The 17382-nt window shown below is 64.3% G+C and carries 17 protein-coding genes, 1 tRNA gene and 2 pseudogenes; 9 read left to right on the top strand and 11 right to left on the bottom strand.

Annotated elements, in window-relative coordinates; all coding sequences use genetic code 11:
* Nucleotides 1-396: 396 nt before the first annotated feature.
* Complete coding sequence (locus tag ACE3OG_RS14910) at nt 397-1158, bottom strand: outer membrane protein (protein ID WP_374310038.1); 762 nt, start codon at nt 1156-1158, stop codon at nt 397-399.
* A 150-nt stretch (nt 1159-1308) separates the two neighbouring features.
* The gene (locus tag ACE3OG_RS14915; protein ID WP_374310040.1) at nt 1309-2013 is read right to left on the bottom strand and encodes an outer membrane protein; all 705 of its coding nucleotides are present in this window, start codon (nt 2011-2013) and stop codon (nt 1309-1311) included.
* Nucleotides 2014-2236: 223 nt separating this feature from the next.
* Here ACE3OG_RS14915 and ACE3OG_RS14920 point away from each other — a divergent pair.
* From ACE3OG_RS14920 to ACE3OG_RS14930, 3 genes are all read left to right on the top strand, one after another.
* Nucleotides 2237-2326 (top strand) — tRNA-Ser (locus tag ACE3OG_RS14920).
* A gap of 187 nt (nt 2327-2513) precedes the next feature.
* Nucleotides 2514-3224 (top strand): GIY-YIG nuclease family protein, encoded by a 711-nt coding sequence (locus ACE3OG_RS14925; RefSeq protein WP_374310042.1) that lies wholly within the window; start codon nt 2514-2516, stop codon nt 3222-3224.
* Nucleotides 3221-3643, top strand: a complete 423-nt coding sequence (locus ACE3OG_RS14930) for a hypothetical protein (protein WP_374310044.1) — start codon at nt 3221-3223, stop codon at nt 3641-3643. The genes ACE3OG_RS14925 and ACE3OG_RS14930 overlap by 4 nt, the downstream gene beginning before the upstream one ends.
* 399 nt (nt 3644-4042) lie before the next feature.
* Here ACE3OG_RS14930 and ACE3OG_RS14935 read toward each other — a convergent pair.
* Both ACE3OG_RS14935 and ACE3OG_RS14940 read right to left on the bottom strand, forming a co-directional pair.
* Nucleotides 4043-4800 (bottom strand): IS5 family transposase gene (locus ACE3OG_RS14935; RefSeq protein ID WP_374310046.1). Its coding sequence is split into 2 segments (ribosomal slippage): nt 4043-4474 and nt 4477-4800, totalling 756 coding nucleotides; the frame shifts between segments, so codons are not numbered across the junction.
* 85 nt (nt 4801-4885) lie between these two features.
* Nucleotides 4886-5644, bottom strand: coding sequence for an IS5 family transposase (locus tag ACE3OG_RS14940; RefSeq protein ID WP_374310048.1), 759 nt, complete (start codon nt 5642-5644; stop codon nt 4886-4888).
* Nucleotides 5645-5720: 76 nt separating this feature from the next.
* Between ACE3OG_RS14940 and ACE3OG_RS14945 the strand changes: the two are divergent.
* From ACE3OG_RS14945 to ACE3OG_RS14955, 3 genes and pseudogenes are all read left to right on the top strand, one after another.
* A pseudogene (locus ACE3OG_RS14945) lies at nt 5721-6496 on the top strand (hypothetical protein).
* A gap of 88 nt (nt 6497-6584) precedes the next feature.
* Nucleotides 6585-6872 carry a hypothetical protein gene (locus tag ACE3OG_RS14950; protein ID WP_374310050.1) on the top strand — a complete coding sequence of 96 codons (288 nt, stop codon included), beginning with the start codon at nt 6585-6587 and terminating at the stop codon, nt 6870-6872.
* A 72-nt stretch (nt 6873-6944) separates the two neighbouring features.
* On the top strand, nt 6945-7139 hold the full coding sequence (locus ACE3OG_RS14955; RefSeq protein WP_374310052.1) for a hypothetical protein: 195 nt from the start codon (nt 6945-6947) through the stop codon (nt 7137-7139).
* Here the strand turns inward: ACE3OG_RS14955 and ACE3OG_RS14960 are convergent.
* A complete protein-coding gene (locus tag ACE3OG_RS14960; RefSeq protein WP_374310054.1) occupies nt 7093-7299 on the bottom strand; it encodes a hypothetical protein in 207 nt (68 codons plus the stop codon). The genes ACE3OG_RS14955 and ACE3OG_RS14960 overlap by 47 nt on opposite strands.
* Before the next feature lie 217 nt (nt 7300-7516).
* Between ACE3OG_RS14960 and ACE3OG_RS14965 the strand changes: the two are divergent.
* Both ACE3OG_RS14965 and ACE3OG_RS14970 read left to right on the top strand, forming a co-directional pair.
* Nucleotides 7517-7953 (top strand): annotated as a pseudogene (locus tag ACE3OG_RS14965) (transposase); the annotation flags it as partial.
* A 313-nt stretch (nt 7954-8266) separates the two neighbouring features.
* Nucleotides 8267-8461, top strand: a complete 195-nt coding sequence (locus tag ACE3OG_RS14970) for a hypothetical protein (RefSeq protein WP_374310056.1) — start codon at nt 8267-8269, stop codon at nt 8459-8461.
* On the opposite strand, the gene ACE3OG_RS14975 is transcribed toward ACE3OG_RS14970, so the two are convergent.
* The 3 genes from ACE3OG_RS14975 to ACE3OG_RS14985 all read right to left on the bottom strand — a co-directional run bounded on the left by ACE3OG_RS14975 (nt 8394) and on the right by ACE3OG_RS14985 (nt 11102).
* On the bottom strand, nt 8394-9014 hold the full coding sequence (locus tag ACE3OG_RS14975) for a hypothetical protein (RefSeq protein ID WP_374310058.1): 621 nt from the start codon (nt 9012-9014) through the stop codon (nt 8394-8396). The genes ACE3OG_RS14970 and ACE3OG_RS14975 overlap by 68 nt on opposite strands.
* Before the next feature lie 48 nt (nt 9015-9062).
* The gene (locus ACE3OG_RS14980) at nt 9063-10787 is read right to left on the bottom strand and encodes a SulP family inorganic anion transporter (RefSeq protein ID WP_374310060.1); all 1725 of its coding nucleotides are present in this window, start codon (nt 10785-10787) and stop codon (nt 9063-9065) included.
* Between the two features lie 63 nt (nt 10788-10850).
* On the bottom strand, nt 10851-11102 hold the full coding sequence (locus tag ACE3OG_RS14985) for a hypothetical protein (RefSeq protein ID WP_374310062.1): 252 nt from the start codon (nt 11100-11102) through the stop codon (nt 10851-10853).
* A gap of 659 nt (nt 11103-11761) precedes the next feature.
* Between ACE3OG_RS14985 and ACE3OG_RS14990 the strand changes: the two genes are divergently transcribed.
* On the top strand, nt 11762-12325 hold the full coding sequence (locus ACE3OG_RS14990) for an HdeA/HdeB family chaperone (protein ID WP_374310064.1): 564 nt from the start codon (nt 11762-11764) through the stop codon (nt 12323-12325).
* A 124-nt stretch (nt 12326-12449) separates the two neighbouring features.
* Here ACE3OG_RS14990 and ACE3OG_RS14995 read toward each other — a convergent pair whose 3' ends face one another.
* Genes ACE3OG_RS14995 through ACE3OG_RS15005 form a run of 3 tightly spaced genes read right to left on the bottom strand, consistent with a single transcriptional unit; the run spans nt 12450 to nt 17240 of the window.
* Nucleotides 12450-12935 carry a hypothetical protein gene (locus ACE3OG_RS14995; protein ID WP_374310067.1) on the bottom strand — a complete coding sequence of 162 codons (486 nt, stop codon included), beginning with the start codon at nt 12933-12935 and terminating at the stop codon, nt 12450-12452.
* A gap of 53 nt (nt 12936-12988) precedes the next feature.
* Entirely contained in the window at nt 12989-16132 is a 3144-nt protein-coding gene (locus tag ACE3OG_RS15000) for an efflux RND transporter permease subunit (RefSeq protein ID WP_374310069.1), read from the bottom strand.
* A 4-nt stretch (nt 16133-16136) separates the two neighbouring features.
* Nucleotides 16137-17240 carry an efflux RND transporter periplasmic adaptor subunit gene (locus tag ACE3OG_RS15005; protein WP_374310071.1) on the bottom strand — a complete coding sequence of 368 codons (1104 nt, stop codon included), beginning with the start codon at nt 17238-17240 and terminating at the stop codon, nt 16137-16139.
* Nucleotides 17241-17382: the final 142 nt, after the last annotated feature.

Below are 17382 nucleotides of genomic sequence, written 5' to 3' on the forward strand. Positions count from 1 at the left end.
GGCCGCCGATGTAGACGCCGGTCCAGGTGAAGATGGGCGCCGGCGGCACGTAGACCGGCGGCGGAGCCCGCGACGGCAGATCCGCCGCCATGGCGCTTCCGGCGAGAGCGATGGCGCCCGCCGAAGCCAGGAGGATGGAACGAAGCATTGCTTTCTCCTTTAGATCTAAAGCTCCCGAAAACTAGCCGTTTCCGAGGCCGACGCAAGAGTTCTGGGGCTGGTTGAGGGGCGCGCCGCGCCCTAAGTTCGCGGCAGTGGCGCAAATGCCACATTGGTTTTCAAGATTTAGTTACACAACGTGAAGTTATTACTACTTTCTTAAAGAAAAAGCCCGACGGATTCCGTCGGGCTTCGAGGGCGCGAGGGCGCTTGACATCGCGTATGTTAAGTTTTTGTTCAATATTTGGCGACGACTGGCGCCGGGGGCGGCGCGAGGTCGAACTTGTAGCTGAAGCCGGCCTGCACCTGATTCTGTTTCAGCTGGCGCTGGAAATAGATGCCCGGCTCGATGGCGGAGAGGTTCGTCGGATAGAAAGTCGGATGGCCGAAGTCCGAATAGCGGTACTCGGCGCGGATCGACCAGTTGTTGGTCACGGCGTATTCGACGCCGCCTCCGACCGTCCAGCCGACGCGGCTGTTGCTGGCGCTGTCATAGGTGAACGGCGTAGACACGTTGATCTTCGTGCTGGCGAAGGCGACGCCGCCGGTGGCGTAGATCAGCACGCGGTCCCAGGCGTAGCCGACGCGGCCGCGGATCGAGCCCTGGACGTCGCTGCTGACACTATAGCTGACGGCCGGGTCTGCGCCGCCGAACAGGCCGAGATGCGCATTTTGGCCGATGCTCGTGCCGTCGACCGAGCCTTCGAGGCCGACGACGAACTGGTTGAGCTGCAAATTATAGCCGACATGCGCGCCGCCGATCACGCCGTCCGTATTCTGCGAGAACGACGAGTAGCCGCCGACGGAATCGCCGTAATTGGCGTTCTGCTTGGCGAACGCATAGCCGACCTGGCCGCCGGCGTAGACGCCGGTCCAAGTGAAGATGGGGGCCGGCGGCACGTAGACCGGCGGCGGAGCGCGCGACGGCAGGTCGGCTGCAAACGCGGAACCGACCAGCGCGACGGCGCCGGCGGAAGCGAAAAGCACTCGACGCAGCATTATGATACCTCCTATTGCGTCAGATTACCCGGATTAGACAGCCCGACCAACGCGGACCGCTGCAAAAACGTCAATTTCGCGGCGTAATTATCTGAAGGTGTGGCTTGCCGGCAACGAAGCGCGCGCGGCGAAGCCAATTTGCGCGACGGATCAGCGCCCGAAGATCGGCGACGCGAAACGATAGCTGAAGCCGAGCCTCACGGTGTGCGACGTCAGATGGTTGGTCACGCTCGAGCCGGGCCCGGGGGCTGAGACGTAATCCGTGAAGGAGCCGAGGTCCGTATAGCGATATTCCGCGCGCGCCGACCATTCAGGCGTGATCGCATATTCGAGGCCGCCGCCGATGGTCCACCCGGCGCTGGAGCGCGACAGCGAATCGTAGCCCATCCAGGACTGATAGGACGTGTCGACGCCGGCGAAGGCCGCGCCGCCCGTGACGTAGAGCAACGCTCGGTCGAGCGCGAAGCCGAAGCGGCCGCGGATCGTTCCCTGAACCGGGATCGAGGCCCGGTGCAGCGTCGGGCCGAAGCCGTAGCTTTGCGAGACGCCGCTGCCCTCGACGTCGCCTTCGAGGCCCAGCACGAACTGGTTCATCTGATAGTTGTAGCCGACATGGGCGCCGCCCACGACGCCGTTCGGGCTGTAGTTGACGCCGGAGTATGAGTAATAAGGCCCATAACTCGCCAGCGTGTTCGTCGCCCAAGCGTAGCCGATCTGCCCGCCGAGATAAAACCCGGTCCAGCTGAAGATCGGCGTCGGCGCATAGGCCGGGGCTGCGTCATAGGGCGCGTCCGCCGCGACGGCGGCGCCCGCCCAAGCGGCCGCGAAAGTCGTCAGAAGCGCTTTGCGGAGCATATGTCTTCCTCCAGAAGCGGGTCGAGAGCAGGACGGCGCGCGGCGGTCCGCGCAGCTTCGGATAGGGCGTAACGTTTACTAAAGGTTGTCGAAACATGCTTAGCGTCGCGTTAACGGCGGCGCGCATGCGCCATTTGCAAAATCCGGAACGCTCCGCGCAGGGTCGCCAGGCGTTTTCATTCTCGAGCGAAGCGATATAAAGGGCGGATGGCCGCGGCGCCGGGGAAGAGTGTCCGAGCGGTTTAAGGAACCGGTCTTGAAAACCGGCGACGGGGCGACCCGTCCGTGGGTTCGAATCCCACCTCTTCCGCCATTACGCATTGATTTTGTTGTATTTTTCCGAATTTCAGAAAACCTACTAACGATCTACTACAGCAAATCGGGCGGTAGGATCGGGGCTTTTGCCCACACTTAGCAACTCGCGCGGCCGCTGCGATCACGCGGACGTGAACGGCCGAATTGCTGTTCCGCCCGATAGGAAGGCTGTCTACGTTATCTGAATGCGGGATTTCATTCTTCAAGAGATTCGACGGTTAGCTTCGGCAAATGGCGGGCAGGCTCCGGGGCAAAAGCTGTTCGCCAAAGAGACGGGCATTGCTGAACATCAATGGCGCGGTCGGTTTTGGGCGCGATGGGGCGATGCGCTAACGGAAGCGGGGTTCCAGCCGAACGATTGGACGGGAAGGTCCGACACGAATGCAATCCTTTCGGGGGTAATTGCAGCTTGCCGCCACTATGGGCGTTTGCCGACGAACTCTGAAATGGAGATGCTGCGGCGAACCGATCCTTCAATCCCGCATCCGAAAGTGATCCAAAACAATTTCGGGCGTCGATCCGACATGATCGCCGCCCTTGCCAAGCATGTAGCGGCCGATGCGGCTCTATACGACGTTGCTGCGATGTTGCCTGAACAAAGCAACGACGCATTGCTGCGGAAACCTTCATCTAAGCCGGTCGAAGGCTTCGTGTATCTCATTAAGTCCGGCGACTTCTATAAGATCGGCCGCAGCGACGACGCGGAACGGCGCTTCAAGCAAATCACCATCGCCTTGCCCGACAAGGCCGAACTGTTTCACACGATCCGAACCGACGATCCGCCCGGTATTGAAGCTTACTGGCATCGTCGCTTCGATGATCGTCGGGCCAACGGCGAATGGTTCAAGCTCACCGCGCAGGACGTTGAGGCCTTTAGACGACGGAAGTTTCAATGAACGGAACAATCGTCGTCGCGATTATTACGGTTGTGGGCAGCATCGTCGCTGCTGCGATCACATCTTATCTGACCAAGGCGAAAGACCGTGAAGCCGAATGGCGGGCGGTGAAGCTCACGCATTACAAGCGGTTCATGACGGCGCTAAGTGCGATAGTTGGTCCGAAGCCTACAGATGCAGAACGGATTACCTTCGCCGATGCTGCCAACGACATATTCCTTGTCGGCTCGCCCGCTGTGTTGGTTGCCCTTCGCGGCTACCTTGACGAAACGGCCGATTCGAACACCGGCAAAACCTTGGATCGTCACGACGAACTATTGACTGCCCTTATATTCGCTATTCGCGAAGACCTTGGCAGGAAGCCCAATCGACCGGACGAACCGTTTGAATTTCGCATGTGGTCCGGCAAGCCCAAATAGGTGCAAAACTTACCTGTTGTGCTGCCCGACGCCGAAGCAAAAAGTCCGCCAGCTTTGCGGGCTGGCGGGCAAGGAAGCGACGACCGCAGGGCATACGTCGTCGCTATCGGCCGGGGCGAGGCAGTGCCAACCACAACGCCCCCGGCCAATCTTAAATCATTCCTTCCATCCCAAACGGTGCGCCGGGACTGTCCGCCCGTGGTTGTGTGTGGGCATGGTGCCGGGAACGCCGCTCGCTTCGTCAATGCGGCGGGAAACTTCGTCGGATTCCTCACGGAACATTCGTGAATTGCCCACACTCAGGCGCAGCATAGGTGTCAAGCGTGCTTCGCCATTGCTTGCGGTGCTTTTCGTTCCTGAACTCGCCGTCCTTCTTGGCGAGATATTTAGGGGCCTCACTCAAGTCCATGAGATGACGGCGGCTACGAGGGCGATTGCGGGGAGGTAATTGGCGGCGATCCGATCGTATCGTGTGGCGATGCGTCGCCGGTTTTTCAGCCTGCAAAACAGGCGTTCGATGACGTTTCTGCGCTTGTAGGCCTTGGCGTTGAACGGGTAAGGCGCGCGCCGAGTTGCGGTGGAAGGGATGACCGGTCTGACCTTCCGTTGTTTGAGCCATTTGCGCAGGCTGTCGGCGTCATAGGCCTTGTCGGCGAGCAGCCGTTTCGGCGCTTCGACAGTTTCGAGCAGGGGAGCCGCCATCGAGACGTCGGCGACGTTTCCGGGCGTCAGCGCGAAAGCGACCGGTCGGCCGCGATCATCGGCCACGCAATGGATCTTGCTCGTTCTTGCGCCGCGCGAACGGCCGATCGCCTCGGCGAACTCCCCCTTTTTGCGCCGCTCGCCGAGCGGTGCGCCTTGACGTGGCTTGAGTCGATTGAAAGCTCGTCAGGAACCGGGCCGGTCGCCGCCATCTTCTCGAAGATGCGATGCCAGATGCGGCGCTGCGACCAGCGATTGTAGCGGTTGTAGATGGTCGTCGGCGGCCCATAGGCGGGCGGAACGTCGCGCCAGCGGCATCCCGTCTTCAACACATGCAGGATGCCGGAGATGACCGTGCGATCGTCGACGCGCGGCTTGCCCGGCTTGCCGCGCGGCAGATGCGGCTCGAGCGCCTTCCACGCAGCCTCCGACAGCCAGAACAGGCTCTTCGCCATGACACGCCTCCAAAAGACCCAAATCATGGCGAGAAGATGCCAGTGAATCAATAAATTGTATGAGTTCTCAACATAGGCTCCGGACTCATAGCCAGTATGAGACGGTTGCCGTGAGGCAGACGGCGGCGAGATAATTGACTGAGAGGCGGTCGTAGCGCGTGGCGATGCGGCTGAAATCCTTCAGCCTGCCGAACATGCGCTCGATGGCGTTGCGGTTGCGATAGAGGAACGGCGGGAAGCAATTCTTCCATTTGCGGTTCGCCTTTGGCGAAATGTTCGGCATGGCGCCGCGCTCCTCGACCTGGCGGCGGATGGCGTTGCTGTCGCAACCTTTGTCGGCGTGCAGGATCGAGGCGGCCGGCATTTGTTGCAAGAGCAGCGCGGCCGCGGCGCAATCGGCGACGTTGCCGCCCGTCAGCATGAAGGCGAGGGGCCGGCATAAGGCGTCGGTCAGGGCGTGGATTTTGGTGGTTCCGCCGCCGCGTGACCGGCCGATTGCCTGACGGCGCTCCCCCCCTTTGCCGCCCGAGGCGCAGCGGTGGGCTTTGACCGCGGAGCTGTCGATCAACACTTGCGCCGGCGGTCCGCCGGCCGCGGCGAGAGCATGGAAGATCTCGACCCACACGCCTTTCGCAGCCCGGCGCACGAAGCGGTTGTAGAGCGTCTTGCGCGGACCATGCTGCGGCGGCGCGTCGACCCAGCGGCCGCCCGATTTCAGCACATGCACGATGCCGCTGATCACCCGCCGGTCGTCGACGCGCGGCTTGCCGCGCGTGTCGCTTGGAAGCAGCGGCGAAAGACGCGCAAACTGATCATCTGTCAGCCAAAACCCTTCGCGAATCATTCACCGTCTCCTATTCGGAGACGGTGAATCACAAATCCGCCTTACGCGAAACCGTTATGGGTCCGGCGCCTAGGAAATGGACGCGATCGATCATGCGCCCGCGCGAAGCAAGGTCCCCGAGCCGACCCTCGGTTTCTGGATCATCAAGATTCTCGCGACGACGCTCGGCGAGACCGGCGGCGACGCGCTCAGCATGTCGCTCGATCTCGGCTATCTCGCCAGCACCGCCATCTTCGCCGTCATTTTCGCGGCGCTGGTCGTCGCGCAGATCAGGGCGCGGCGCTTCAACGCCTATCTCTACTGGCTGACGATCATCGCGACGACGACGCTCGGCGCGACGGTCGCCGACTTTTGCGCTCGCTCGGGATCGGCTATCTCGGCGGATCGCTCATTCTGCTCGCATTGCTCCTCGCCTCACTCGCGCTGTGGCGGCGCGTCGAAGGCACGGTCGACGTCAACACGATCGCGACGCCGCGCGCCGAGGGGTTCTACTGGGTCACGATCCTGTTCTCGCAGACGCTCGGAACGGCGCTCGGCGACTGGACGGCCGACACGAACGGCCTCGGATACGGCGGCGGGGCGGTCGTCTTCCTCGCCGCGCTCGCCGTGGTCGCCGGCTTCTATTATATGACCGGCGTTTCGCGCGTCGGCCTGTTCTGGGCGGCCTTCGTATTGACGCGGCCGCTCGGCGCGACGGTCGGCGACCTGATCGACAAGCCTGTCGCGGTCGGCGGTTTCGCTTTCGGCCGATTCCACGCGTCTCTGCTGCTGCTCGTCGCGGTGTTCGCGCTGATCGCGGTCACGCGGCCAAAAGCCGGCGCACATCCAGGCGCGCGCGACGCGCGTGTTTGAAAGCCCACCGGCGGGACGGCACAGCGGCCGCGCTGCGAATCATCGAACTTCGGCACCGTCAGTCGCATCGCATGACGGCGTCGACCGCTTGCATTTGGACGACGTTGCGCGCTGTCCGGCACCGCAGGATGGAAACGCGCGCCATGCCAGCGCAGCAAAGGGCAAGGCGAAATTTGATGCGCAAATCGTTGCTATTGCCGCGGTCGAGTCGGCAACGGTGATTTACTCCGACGATGATCACATCAGAAAGGCTGCAGGCTCTCGCTTCGAAGTGAAAGGCATCACTGACCTTGAACTGCCGCCCGAAGATGCGCAGGTGAGCTTTAGGTTCGAAACCCCGTCTGCAAACGAAGACGACGAGCCCCTGGAAGAATAGGCTTATCGTCCCGCCGCCATCGGAATGACCGCCCTCGCCCCAAACCCCGCCGCGCGTTTGAAGAACTCGCCGATGGCCTTGTCCTTCGCGATCGTCGGCGGCGGCATGGCCGCGGCCTTGTGGATGGCGGCGCCGGACCTGCCGCCGCCGAGCGTGCTGGTCTTCCTCGTCTTCCTCGCCTGGTTCGTCACCGCCTTCTTCTGCGCCGGCTATGACGAAATCAGCGACATGCTACGGGCTCGTCGAGACCGCGCCCGAGCGCCGTGAGCGCGTCGACGAGGGTCTGCAGGCGCAGCCGATGCTCGGGGGCGGCGAGCCGCGCCTGCAGGGCGAGCGCGGCGTCATAGTCGGCCGAGCTGCTGCGCAGCGGATCGCGGGCGATGTCGCGCGCCGTCCGCGCGCCGCTCGTATAGCTCGCCGTCGCCATCATTGTGCTCGAGGCGGCGCGCCTCGCGCGGTTGCGCGAAGGGGCGCGGTCGCGCCAGCAACTCCTTGCGCGAGCGGCCGGCGCGCTGGCTGGGATGCCGCGCCATCACGCCCGTCACGGTATGACAGGCGCATTCAAACGGTCGTCGCAACACCTGAACGAAGAGGTTGCGAGGAACACTCGAATGCGCCAATCCACCGTTCTGGACGAGCTCCGCTTTCTGCTTCTGGCCGTCGTCATGGACGCCAGATCGCGCCGGATCGCCGGATGGTCCTTTTCGGCCGATCTCAAGACCCGTATCGCGCTGGACGCGCTTGACATGGCGTTCGCCGCCCGGAAGCCACATAGCGTCATCCATCATAGCGATCAGGGATCGCAATGCGCGTCGCGGGCTTTTGGCGTCCGCTGCAAAGACGCCGGCGTGCGGCCGTCGACCGGATCGGCGGCGATGCTTATGACCATGCGATGTGCGAGAGCTTCTTCGCCGCGCTCGAATGCGAACTGCCCGATCGCCATCGGCTCCGCTCGCACAACAAGGCCGGAATGGCTGTCTTCCAGTTCATCGAGAGCTTCCACAACACGTCACGTCGCCATTCCGCGTCAGCCCATCTCTCGCCAATCGAATACGAAAGACTGAACCATGAGCTGACCTAACCCGACCACGCCGTGAACCGTCCAAGGAACCGAGTCACTCCAAATTCTACCACGAAACTCATGAGCAACCGCAAAAGTACGACTTTGCTCGCCGGCTCAAGACATTGCGCAGCCTCACGCGTTACGAGTTCATTTGCGAGCGTTGAACAAGCGAGCTCCACAGCTCACAGTCAACCCCCACCAGCAAATGCCGGGACTAAACATCTAAAACTGAGCGACGCAGGGCTTGCGAGAGGGGGCGAGCGCTTCGATAATGCGGCGCAGGCCGCAGGCGCCGTTCGTAGGCGCCAAGCCGAGGCTCCGAGGCTTTCCCATGTACGATCTGGCCGCCAGCGCGCTCCGGTTCCTGTCCGGCGCCGTCTCGAGCCTCTTTCTCCCGGATGGGACGGTGCGCTTCTCGATCTTTCAGGCCATGGCGATGATCGTGCTGATCGTCGCGCTCATCCTGCTCGCCGTCTATCTGCCTGTGCTCGTCCGCCGCCTGCGCGGGGAGAAGGAGAAAGGGTGACGCAAGCGACGCCAGCGCGGATTGCGCAGGCGTCGCTCGTCGACGATTGCGTGGAAGTCCGGCGTCGATGTGACGTCTCGAAGACCCTGGTGTAGTCCCGCCGGCGCCGGTAGGAGCCGAGGCTCGTTGGCGACAGCTTCCACCGTTGCGCGGGATCTTCGATGCGCTTGACGAAGCGGCGGTCCTGCTTGTCCTCGCTCACCGTCAGGAAGCATTTCAGCGGCGTGACGCCGGCTTCGGTCAGAAGCGCTTCGAGGTGGAGACTCTTCTGCAGGAGCTGTTGCGCGACGTGATCCGGGCAATATCCCATGACGCGCTCGACGCCCGGCCTGTCGCGCCAGCTGCGGTCGAAGATCACGGCCTCCCCGGCCGCAGGCGGCCGCTCGACGTAGCGCTGCATGTGGATCTGCGTCTTCTGGCGGCCGGACGGCGCGGGAAGAGCGACGACGAAATGCCCGCAGGCCGACCGTTCGATGAGACGCCTGATCAGCCCGCCTTCGCCAGCAGCGTCGCGACCATCGAAGACGATGATGCGGGCGCCCGAATCTTTCACCAGGCCTGCAGGTTCGCGAGCTCCGCCTGAAGGCGGCGCAGCTCCTTTTCATAAGCCTTGTCGCGGACTTTCTTCGCTTCGTCCTGACTGGACGTCGCCAGTTTTCCGAAGCGCTCGATCTTCTTGCGCTTCCTGCTCATGGCGTCCCTCATTGTTTTTTATTTCGAAGGCGCGCAAGGCGTCGTCGAGGTCTTCGAAGATCATGTCCCGGCCGATCGCGGCGATGAGCCCGGCGCGGTCGAGGAGGCTGTACACATCCGCGTGCAGCTCGGCGAAGCCAAGGGCCACTCCGCGCGCCTCGAGCTCGTCGCGCGCCTCGTGAAGCATGGCCGCCGCCGTCGAGTCGACCTGGGTGACGGCGCTGGCGTCGATCAGCAGCCAGCGGACGTCGGACGGCGCCGCGTCGGCGATCGCCGTAAGGCGAGCGTGCTCATGGTCGGCGTTGAAAAACAACAGATCGCCCTGGATGAGCACGATCGTCATGCCCGGAACGCCGCGCGCGTCCGGACGCCGGTGCAGCTTGTAGAAGCCCTCACGGCCGGGAACGCGCCCGAGCAGCGCGTCGCGTGGATACATCATCTTGTGCAGCAGGTAGGCGAAGGTCGCGCCGACGGCCACGAGCACGCCGTTCAGAACGCCGAGGCTGATCGGCGCGAACAGCGCGATCATGGCGAAAGCGAATTCGACGCGGCTGATGCGCCAGATTTCGCGCAGCGCCGCGACGTCGATGAGGCTGAGGGCGGCGGCGATCAGGATGGCGCCAAGGGCCGGGATCGGCAGGATAGCGAGCGCCGGCTGCAGATAGATGATGACGAGCAGAAGCGTGGCGGCGGCGGCGGCGCCGGCGAGCTGCGAGCGGCCTCCGACGCTGGCGTTCACCGCCGTGCGTGAATCGGAGGCGGTGATCGGGAAAGCGGAAAAAAGCCCGGCGGCGATGTTGGCGGCGCCGAAGCCGATCATCTCCCGGTCGGGATCGACCGGATAGCCGCCGCGCTCGCCGAAGCTGCGCGCCGTCACGACGCCGGCGGCGAAGCTGACGAGGAAAATGGCCGCGGAGCCGAGAAGGATCTCGTCCAGGCCGGCGCCGGCGGCGCGCGGAAGCGACAGGGTCGGAACGCTGGAGGGAATGTCGCCGACGACCGCCACGCCGAGGCCGCGGAGATCGAGCAGCGCCGAAAGGACGACGGAGAGAACCACGACGATGACCGGGCCGGGGACGGGCAGGCGCAGAGATTGCGCGCCCTGTTGCACGCCGAACATCGCGAGCGCGAGCGCAAGCGAGAGCCAGTGGATTTGCCCCGCCTTGGCGAGAAGCTCGGCGACGGGCGGGATCAGGCCGTCCGCCTCGATGTCCACGCCGGTGACGCGCTTGAGTTGTCCGACGAGAATGGACAGCGAGATGCCGGCGAAGAAACCGAGCAGAATGGGACGCGAAAGAAAGGTCGAGAGCACGCCGAGGCCGAGCAGGCGGGCTCCGAAATAATATCCGCCGACGACGAGGGCGAGCAGCGCGGAGACCGAGGCGCGGTCGGCGACGGGAAGAGCCGGCATGGCGCCGAGAACTGCGGCCATCACCGTGATTGTCGCCGCGTCAGGACCGACGATCAGTTGACGCGACGGGCCGAAGATCGCGTAGGCGACGAGCGGCGCGATGGAGGCGTAAAGACCAGTTTGAGGCGGCAGGCCGGCGATCGCCGGGTAGGCGATGGCGCTCGGCAAGCCGACCGCCGCGATGGCGAGGCCGGCCGCAAGATCGGCCGTAAGCCACGACATCCGGTAGCCGGCGAAGCTCGCGAAGATCTTTCTGGATGATGGCGCGCCGCCCGATGGCACGGCTCAGTCCCCGCCGCCATGGGCGGCTCCCGAGGCGAGGGCTTCCGCGCAGCCGTCGGGTGGGAGCCGATTGCAGGCGTAGGCTTCGCCGAGCAGGGGGGCCGCCTCGTCCCATCGCGCCGGCATCGCATGGCGCCGGCCGAGATCGGCGAGGATCGTGGCGTCGTTCGGATTGAGGGTTCGTTCCATCTCGAGCGCCTCCAGCGCTCCGTTGAGATCGTCTCCGACCAGCGTCTCCTCGACGATATGCGTCAAGAACCTCCGGTTACGCTCCGAGGCGTCGAAGCAGGGCGATTCGAGGATTCGCCGCAGCGCCGCGCGCGCGGCTTCGGCTGAAACGTCCAATTCTTCCATGCCAGAGGCCTGTCGCCCTCATATTTTTGTTTCGGACAACGCCATATCGCCGATCCTGGGGAAAATCATCGCGGCGGCTTGGCGACCGTAACGCATTTTCGCTTGAGCGCAGCCTCGTTCGTGATCTCTGGAGGCCGCATCTTTGACGGCGACGCACTTCGGAAGGCGGCGCCTCACGATCAGGATGCGCGTCGCGAGCGGGGAACGCCATGGCGGCGCGCGTCGACATGGCTTCGTGACGAAATGCGCTGGAATTCCCAATGTGGCCGGTTTAAAAGAAACCGCCACGGCGCCGCTTAACTTGAGGACATCTTCGACGCGGAAATTATCCCGTCATGCTTTAGTATCGCTCTCTCCATGTCTAATTCATCTCCTCGCCCGCGACCTTCGCCGAGCGCAGTCTCCCGACTGAGCCCTCCGACGTCGTGCGCGCTCGGACTGGAAAGCTTCGGAACGGGCGTAAGCGTGAGCCGGCGTCGCCGTCGAATCGCCGGCCGCTTCGCAGCGCCGGTCGTCGAAAACTCTCCTGCTCCAATCCTCGCAATAATGGAAAACAAGCCATGAAATCAGGAAACGCCTTCTTGAAGTCCGCGATCGTCGGACTTTCGTTGTGCGCCGGCGCGCTTTACGCTCCCGTGGCGCATGCGCAAGTCACATACGACGTCACGAAAGTAACTTGTGAAGACTATCTCGCCATGCCGCCGGAAGTTTCGCACGGTTTTGCGGCGTGGATGAGCGGATGGTTCAATCAGAAGCACAATAATTCCACCATCAACTTTGACGGTTTCGAGCAGAATGTCGAAAACGTCAAGAAATGGTGCGGGACGAACCCCAAAGAGTCGGTTTTCAACGGCCTCGAGCGCGCTGTTCCCAACGCCAAGCAGGGCGTCGGCGGTCCGCTAGAAGTGGATATGTCGCTCATCACCTGCAAGCAGTTCAAGGGCTTGGGCGACGACAGGCGCGCCGTCGCGCAATCATGGCTGAGCGGATATTTCAACTCAAGCAAGAATATCACGAAAATCGACCCGCGTTACGTGGAGCGCAACACAAAGGTCGTCACAAAATATTGCCTCTCCCACATGAACGACAAGCTGATGGCTGTCATCGCGAAGAAAGCCAAATAGGCGTCGCGGGTTCGTCGCCATTGCGGCGATGTGAGAGCAAAGGCGGCCGACCGGCCGCCTTTTTCGCGTCGCCCGCCGTCTGGCGAGCGCCCGTCTCCTTTCTTCGAGGCGCTCCTAGAGAGCGTCAGGCCCAGCTGAGAAAGAATCCGACGTCGCCGGGCATGCCGTTCGGCCAGTCGATGATCATGGCCTTGAGCCGATAATGACTGGGCTTCAGGTGGTCGCGCCAGAACTCATACGCCTGCTTCGGACGCCCGGTGAGCGTGTCCGGCCAGCCTTCCTCGGCGTAGTTGATCGCGCGGCCCCTGTCCGTGCACAGGCTGTTGGGAAAGCGCATGACCATGATCTCGGTTTCGCCGCGCTGCGCCGCGAGACGCATCTTCATCTGCAGCGCGGCCGTGATCTCGTGGATCTTTTCCGCAGTGAGCTCAACCGGCTTGCTCAAAGTCCGTTCGAGCTCCGCGCGCGCCTTGTCGGCGCCTTCCATGACCGCGAACTCCTTCGAGGCCCTGGCGCGCTCGAGCTCCCTCATATAGGCCTTGAGGTCGTCCGCCGTCATGAACGTCTCGTCGCCGAGCGTGGCGTTGGCGTCGGTTGATTTCTCGGTCATCGCGTCACCTGCTGGCTTGAAGTGGGCTTTGCGCTCGGATGGGACGGGCCCGCTCACGCAGCGGGCGGGACGCCGGCTCGCGGCCTTGCGCCGGGGCGCAGTTTTTCACGCAGGCCCTGAAAGAGGACGTAAAGCGGCGGGATCACAAAAATCCCGAGGAAGGAGGCCGCGATCATGCCGCCGAACACGGGCGCGCCGACGTTGCGCCGCGCAATCTGCGCCGCTCCGGTCGCCACCACCAGCGGAAACAGTCCGAGGATGAAGGCGAGCGAGGTCATCATCACCGGACGGAACCGCAGGCGGGAGCCCTCCGTCGCGGCCTTGAACAGGTCGACGCCGCGCTCGCGTTGCTCCTTGGCGAATTCGACGATGAGGATGCCGTTCTTCGCCGCCAGGCCGATGAGCACGATCATGCCGATCTGGGCGTAGAGGTCGAGCGTGAGCCGTCCGATCAGGATCGCGGCGAAGGCGCCGACCATGCCGACCGTCACCGAGAGCAGGACGGGGACGGGAATTGACCAGCTTTCGTAGAGCGCGACGAGGAACAGGAAGGCGAACAGCACGGCGAAGGCGAGGATGATCCCCGTCTTGCCTTCCGCGCGCTTCTCCTGGAACGAAGTGTCGGTCCAGGCGCCCGAGAATCCTTGCGGCAGCGTTTTCGCCGCGACCTGGTCCATGGCCGCCAGCGCCTGGCCGGACGAGACGCCCGGCGCCGGAGAGCCCTGCACGGTCACGGCGCGCTTGTTGTTGTAGCGGATGAGCGCCGGCGGCCCGATGTCCGCCCGCGCCTCGACGATCGAGCGCAGCGGGATCATCTCGCCCTTATCGTTGCGCACATGGATCTGGTAGATGTCGTCGACGGTCTTGCGATCCTCGGCCTCGGCCTGCGCCTGCACCTGCCATGTGCGGCCAAAGAGATTCATGTCGTTGATATAGAGGCCGCCGAGCGAGGTCTGGAGCGCCTGGAACACGTCGTTGAGCGGCACGCCGAGAACCTGCGCCCTGTCCCGGTCGATGTCGAGCACGATGGACGGATTCGTCGCCGTATAGGTCGAGAAGACGCGCGTCAGCCTCGCGTCCTGGTTGGCGGCGACGATCAGGCCGCGCAACACCTGCGCCAGCGCCTTGGGATCGCCGGCGCGCAGGTCCTGCAGCACGAAGGCGAAGCCGCCGCCCGTGCCGAGACCGACGATCGGCGGCGGCGCCAGCGGCGTCACCGAGCCGCCGGAAATCTGCCGCATCTTCTTGCCGAGCCGCGCGATGATCGCGTTCGCCCCGTTCTCCACGCCCTTGCGCTCCTCGAACGGCTTCAGCGTCACGACGATGAAGGCGGCGTTGGGCTGCGAGTAGTTGTCGATGAAGTTGAGGCCGACGACGGAGGTGTAGTCTTCGACCGCATGCTCCTCCTTGAGGAGCGCCTCCGCCTTGCGGATCACCTGCGTCGTGCGCCCGACCGAGGCGCCGCCCGGCAGCTGCACGACGACGAAGAACGCGCCCTGGTCGTCCTCCGGCAGGAAGCCGGTGGGCGTCAATTTGGCGAGCGCGTAGACGCCCCCCGAGGCGACGAACACGCAGACGAGGCCAATGACGGAGAAGCGGACAATGCGCGCCACGGCCGCGCCATAGGCGTCGCGCACGCGGTCGATGGCGCGCATGACATAGCCGATCGGCCCTCTCTTTGGTCCGTGCGAAGGCTTGAGCAGGATGGCGCACAGCGCGGGCGACAGCGTCAGCGCATTGATCGCCGACAGCAGCATCGCGACCGCCACCGTCACCGCGAACTGGCGGAACAATTCGCCCGAGATGCCGGGAATGAAGGCCACGGGCACGAAGACCGAGAGCAGCACCAGAGTGATGGCGATGATCGGCGCCGTGATCTCCGCCATGGCCTTTTTCGTCGCCTCGGCGGGCGTGAGCTCGGGATGCTCCTCCATCACGCGCTCGACGTTCTCGACGACGACGATGGCGTCGTCGACGACGATGCCGATGGCGAGCACGATGGCGAGCAGAGACACCGTATTGGCCGAATAGCCTATGGCGTTCAGCACGATGAAGACGCCGATGAGGCTCACCGGCACGGCGAGCGTCGGAATCAGCGTCGCGCGAACGCTGCCGAGGAACAGGTAGACGACGAGCACCACCAGGATGAACGCCTCAAACAGCGTCTTCTGCACCTCGTGCATGGTTTCGGTGACGAATGTCGTCGGATCGTAGGTCACCTTCCAGGCGAGGTCCGCTGGAAACGCCTTGGCCAGCTCGTCCATGCGCGCGCGGATGGCGTTTACCGTCGCGATGGCGTTGGCGCCGGGCGACTGATAGAGCGCCAGCACCGCCGCAGGCCCGCCGTTGAACAGCGTCTCGCGGTCGAGGTTGGCCGCGCCGAGCTCGAGCCGGGCGACGTCGCCGAGCCGCAGCGTCGAGCCGTCCGGGTTGGTGCGCAGGATGATCTTCTCGAACTCCTCGACGCTGGACAGCCGGCCTTTGGTGCGCAGGTTGAGCTGGAGTTGCTGGTCGTCGGAGATCGGCCGCGCGCCGATCCGGCCGACCGCCGCCTGCACGTTCTGCGCGCGGATCGCGGAGACGACGTCCTGCGTGGTGAGGCCGAGGCCGGTCAGCCGGTCGGTCTTGATCCAGGCGCGCATGGCGTAGTCCTGCGGGCCCCACAGCGAGGCGTCGCCGACGCCCGGAATGCTCTTCAACTCGTCGAGGATGTTGATGGTGACGTAATTGGAGATGTAGAGCGGATCATAGGTTTTGCCCGGCGAGTAGACGGCGAGCACGCCGAGCAGCGCCGAGGACTTCTTCTTGACCGTCACGCCCTGTCGCTTCACGTCCTCCGGCAGCTTCGAGAGCGCCGTCTGGACGCGGTTGTTCATGTTGACGGTGTTGATGTCAGGGTTGGTCCCGAGCTCGAAGGAGCCGGTCAGCGTGTAGGACCCGTCGTCGCCGGAGACGCTCTTCATGTACATGAGCTTGTCGACGCCGACCACCTGCGCCTCGATCGGCTGGGCGACGGTCGAATCGACGATCTCGGCGGAGGCGCCGGGATAGGAGGTCGTCACCGACACCTGCGGCGGGATGATGTCCGGATATTGCGCCACCGGAATGGCCAGCATCGAAAGCAGGCCGGCGATCACGGTGACGATCGAAATGACGATGGCGAGCCGCGGCCTGTCGACGAAGACGGACGAAATCATCGGCTCAGCTCTTGAGGCCGGGCGCGGGGACGGCGCGCACGGGCGCGCCTGGCTTGAGGCTCTCGAAGCCGTCGACGACCACCGGCTCGCCGGCCTTCAGGCCCTCCGTCACCACGATGTCGGCCCCTTGCGTCGCGCCGGTCTTCACCCGGCGCATGACCGCCTTTCCGTCCTCGACCGCGAAAACATAGACGCCGCCCTGATCGGCGATGAGCGCGGCCTGCGGGATGACGACGCGCTCCTCCGGCGTTTCGCCCGTCAGCTCGACGCGCACGAGCTGGCCGTCGATCAGCTTGCCGGCCGGGTTCGGCACGTCGGCGCGCACGATCACTGTATCGGCGCCGCGGTTCACGGACACGTCGACGAAATTGATCCGGCCCGTTTCGCCGTAGACGGAGCCGTCCGAGAATTTGACGCGCACCTCGACCTTGTCGAGGTTCAGCTTCCCCTCTTTCTTCTGCGCCTCGAGAAAATCGCGCTGGCTCACCGGAAAGACCACATACATGGGGTCCTGGCTGACGACCGTCGCGAGCGCGCCGCTGTCAGGCCCGACGATATGGCCGCGGGTGACGGCGGTGCGGCCTATGCGGCCGGCGATCGGCGAGGCGATGTCGGTATAGCCGAGATTGATGCGCGCGGTGTCGAGCGCGGCCTGCGCCGAAAGAAGCGCGCCGCCCGAGGTCTCCTCCTCCGCCACGGCTTTGTCGCGCGCCACGACCGTGCCGGAGTTGCGGGCCAGAAGCTCTTCGGCGCGGCCGAGCTCGATCTTCGCCAGCGCCACCGAAGCCTTGGCGCGCTCGAGGTCGCCTTTGGCCTGCTGCACGTCGGCCTCGAACAGCGGCTTCTCGATGGCGTAGAGCGGCTGGCCTTCCTTCACCGTCTCGCCTTCCTTGAACAGCACGCCCTCGAGCATGCCCTTCACCCGGGCGCGTATCTCCACGTGCTCCGGCGCCTCGACGCGGCCGACGAACTCCTTCGCGTCCGAGACCGGCTTCAAGGCCGCCGGAACGACGCTCACCGGCGCGCCCTCCTGCGCCCGGACGGCGGGCGACGCGACGAGCGCCGGCGCCAGAACGGCGGCGACGCAGGCGAATTTGGCGCGAGGCATGGCTTTATCTCCCGGCGTTCGGCCCAAGGCGTCCGGCGGCTCGCCGTCGCGCCGGAAAGGAATTCGTGAAGCCACGAAGGCGCGAGCGGAGCGCTTTCCGCCGCGGCGCCTGTGGAGCAGGCTTCCGGCGCGTTCGGGCTTT

It is taken from the genome of Methylocella sp., assembly GCF_041905455.1.
Classification (GTDB): domain Bacteria; phylum Pseudomonadota; class Alphaproteobacteria; order Rhizobiales; family Beijerinckiaceae; genus Methylocapsa.

Bases quoted from the DNA above. Each gene is read 5' to 3' on its own strand.
- ACE3OG_RS14990 (WP_374310064.1), top strand. From the start codon at position 11,762: ATGAAATCAGGAAACGCCTTCTTGAAGTCCGCGATCGTCGGACTTTCG.
- ACE3OG_RS14980 (WP_374310060.1), bottom strand. From the start codon at position 10,787: ATGTCGTGGCTTACGGCCGATCTTGCGGCCGGCCTCGCCATCGCGGCG.
- ACE3OG_RS14955 (WP_374310052.1), top strand. From the start codon at position 6,945: ATGGCCTTGTCCTTCGCGATCGTCGGCGGCGGCATGGCCGCGGCCTTG.
- ACE3OG_RS14960 (WP_374310054.1), bottom strand. From the start codon at position 7,299: ATGGCGACGGCGAGCTATACGAGCGGCGCGCGGACGGCGCGCGACATC.
- ACE3OG_RS14915 (WP_374310040.1), bottom strand. From the start codon at position 2,013: ATGCTCCGCAAAGCGCTTCTGACGACTTTCGCGGCCGCTTGGGCGGGC.
- ACE3OG_RS14995 (WP_374310067.1), bottom strand. From the start codon at position 12,935: ATGACCGAGAAATCAACCGACGCCAACGCCACGCTCGGCGACGAGACG.
- ACE3OG_RS15000 (WP_374310069.1), bottom strand. From the start codon at position 16,132: ATGATTTCGTCCGTCTTCGTCGACAGGCCGCGGCTCGCCATCGTCATT.
- ACE3OG_RS15005 (WP_374310071.1), bottom strand. From the start codon at position 17,240: ATGCCTCGCGCCAAATTCGCCTGCGTCGCCGCCGTTCTGGCGCCGGCG.
- ACE3OG_RS14970 (WP_374310056.1), top strand. From the start codon at position 8,267: ATGTACGATCTGGCCGCCAGCGCGCTCCGGTTCCTGTCCGGCGCCGTC.
- ACE3OG_RS14930 (WP_374310044.1), top strand. From the start codon at position 3,221: ATGAACGGAACAATCGTCGTCGCGATTATTACGGTTGTGGGCAGCATC.
- ACE3OG_RS14910 (WP_374310038.1), bottom strand. From the start codon at position 1,158: ATGCTGCGTCGAGTGCTTTTCGCTTCCGCCGGCGCCGTCGCGCTGGTC.
- ACE3OG_RS14940 (WP_374310048.1), bottom strand. From the start codon at position 5,644: ATGATTCGCGAAGGGTTTTGGCTGACAGATGATCAGTTTGCGCGTCTT.
- ACE3OG_RS14925 (WP_374310042.1), top strand. From the start codon at position 2,514: ATGCGGGATTTCATTCTTCAAGAGATTCGACGGTTAGCTTCGGCAAAT.